This window comes from Candidatus Nitrosotalea sp. FS, from assembly GCF_011319475.1.
In the GTDB taxonomy this organism is placed as follows: Archaea; Thermoproteota; Nitrososphaeria; order Nitrososphaerales; family Nitrosopumilaceae; genus Nitrosotalea.
Map to the genome: position 1 here is coordinate 1 of NZ_RCMC01000155.1, position 2,509 is coordinate 2,509.

2 pseudogenes are annotated in these 2,509 nt (G+C 41.8%); both read left to right on the forward strand.

Annotation, left to right across the window (positions count from 1 at the left end):
• Positions 1-1,692 (forward strand): annotated as a pseudogene (locus tag DYY66_RS05500) (hypothetical protein); the annotation flags it as partial.
• A 77-nt stretch (positions 1,693-1,769) separates the two neighbouring features.
• A pseudogene (locus tag DYY66_RS05505) lies at positions 1,770-2,509 on the forward strand (hypothetical protein); the annotation flags it as partial.

The window sequence follows — 2,509 nt, forward strand, 5'->3', positions numbered from 1 at the left end:
AACAGAAATACTTGCGAGATGAAACATTTTGAGGTCTACTTGTGTATGACTGCAATATTTTCAGTGCTTGCACTTGGCTCAAGCCATGTCTTTGCAGATACAGAGGTTGATAGTAATTATCCAGCAGGTAATTCAAATTATGCGGCTACTGGAATTGGAAAGATTGACTGTACAAACTATGGTGGAGACAGTGATGGTGATGGCATATGTGACAATTGGGAGGTATCAACACCTGATCCAAACGACAACAACTTTGTAGGCTTGCGTGTATCGTTTACTGATCCAAACAATCCCGGTGTTACATATCAGTACAAGCTTGCATGCAATCCATCAACTCCAGGGGATTGTCCATCACCCAACCAGAAAGATGTTTACGTAGAACTTGACTGGATGAATAACCATGACCCAGATCCATCAGCCATAGCAGATGTTGTTAATGCATTTAGAAATGCACCGACTCCAATTTACTTGCACGTTCAAATGGGCGAAGACCCAGGAAATGCAGTATTCAGTCAGACAGGAAACATACAACAGCACTTCAATAATGTCAGAGTATGGTCTACAAATTATCCCGGATATTATGCAAGCTATGTAAAACTAAAGCAGACATATTTTGGAACAATTGCTGAGAGACAAAATGCACCTTCTGCATCATGCCCCAACAACTCGACACCGCCTGGAATTCCTGCTAGTTATTCATACAACTGCCTTACAGCAAAGAGACAAGTGTTTCACTATGGTATGTTTGTAAACAAAATATACAGTCCTCCATCATCTAATCCTGAACCATCACCAACAGGATGGGCAGAGATAATTGGAAATGATTTTTTCATGGCACTTGGTGGACTGACAAATGGCAAGGGTTCCATTGATGAACAAGAAAGCTCTTTCATGCATGAACTTGGACACAATCTTGGCCTATGGCATGGCGGTATGGCACCACCCACTAATGTGCAGGATGATGATAACTGCAAGCCAAACTATCTTAGTGTAATGTCATACACATACGAATTTAGAAAAAATTCTGATATTTGCAGACCACTTGACTTTTCCCGCTCAGCCCTAAACACCTTGAACGAAAATTCATTATCAGACAGTGCTGTTGGTAGCTACCAGTATCCATCCAACAATCCACCGCCACCATCAGGTACAGTAGCTGGTCAACCCCTATCATGTCCTACAAGTGGCGAGAGGCCAATATGGTTTGCCACTCCAAGTGGAGCAGTCATGCAGGGCACTACTGGTTCTACAATAAACGACTGGAATCAAGACAACAATCCATCTACAGATACTGCGCCATACTCACAGAATCTCAACAAGCTTGGTATCTCAGGAGGAGGGTGTTCATCTACAACATCGTCAACTTTGAGTGGATACAATGACTGGGCAAATCTTTATTTTGCTTTCCAAAACAGCGGCAACTTTAATGGTGGAACTGTTCCAGCAGAGTCGGGAGTAAATGGCGGAGAACCAACAAAACTTGGCATACCAGTCAAGATATACAATCAGTTGCAACAAAATGATTCTGTGGAGGGAACTGGATTTATTGCAGATGAATCAGCTCCAGAACCAAAAATAACACCTAATGAAAATCAAGTAGTTCCAGAGTTTGGTCCGCTTGTGGGAATTATCGTAGTGGTTTCAATCATTTCTGTAATTGTCATTACAAGAAGATATCCAAGTAAGTTTTGAAAATTAAATTTGCTGGAAACTTTATCGTGAGATACAAGACAAATTCAGTATCAACAAGAAAATGACTGGTAGAATACATGGTTTGTAATAACATAGTAACCAAGACAATCAGTGTCATATTGTTTGTAATCATATTCACTGCTACAGGAACTTTTGTTTTTTCAGATATGTTACATACTGCATATGGTAGTACAAATCCAAACTTGTTCGTCTCTGCTGAGAACTCGCAATTCAACAACTACTTTGCCGGTCCTCAAGTAATCCAAGTAATCGTGGCTGATCCTGATATAAACAGAATAGACCAGGCTTATGGTGAACCTGTCGTAACAGTCAATGGCAAAAAATTAAGAATGGCTCAGGCAACAGACGGAAATTGGTATGCGTACTTTGCAGATAGTAAACAGGCACAGATTGCAGACTCGACTGCACCAATTCCGGAAAAGGGCTTAAACTTTGGCCAATTTTGTTCAGCAGTAAGCGCAGTCACTGCCACAGGTGTTGATTTTACACAAACAAAGGGAGTTGCAATAGGCAGTACAGCGACAGGTGCAATAGAAGGCAAGCAGAATCCAGCTGCAACAATTACTGCGACTTGCACATCTACTGCATCTTCGCTTAAAAATGAGCATGTGGTAAGAGAGAGCAAGGCGCTAAACCTCAATGCCCCAGGATCAAAGGCAGGACAGATATCTACAAACAATGCTGGATTTTTGGGCGCGTGGCCTGTGATCCAGCTCTATGACTTTTCTGCAACCCCAATGGTAGTAACAGTGGACTATCAAAAAAGCGGTGGCGACCAAGTCGTCAACTTGACCTT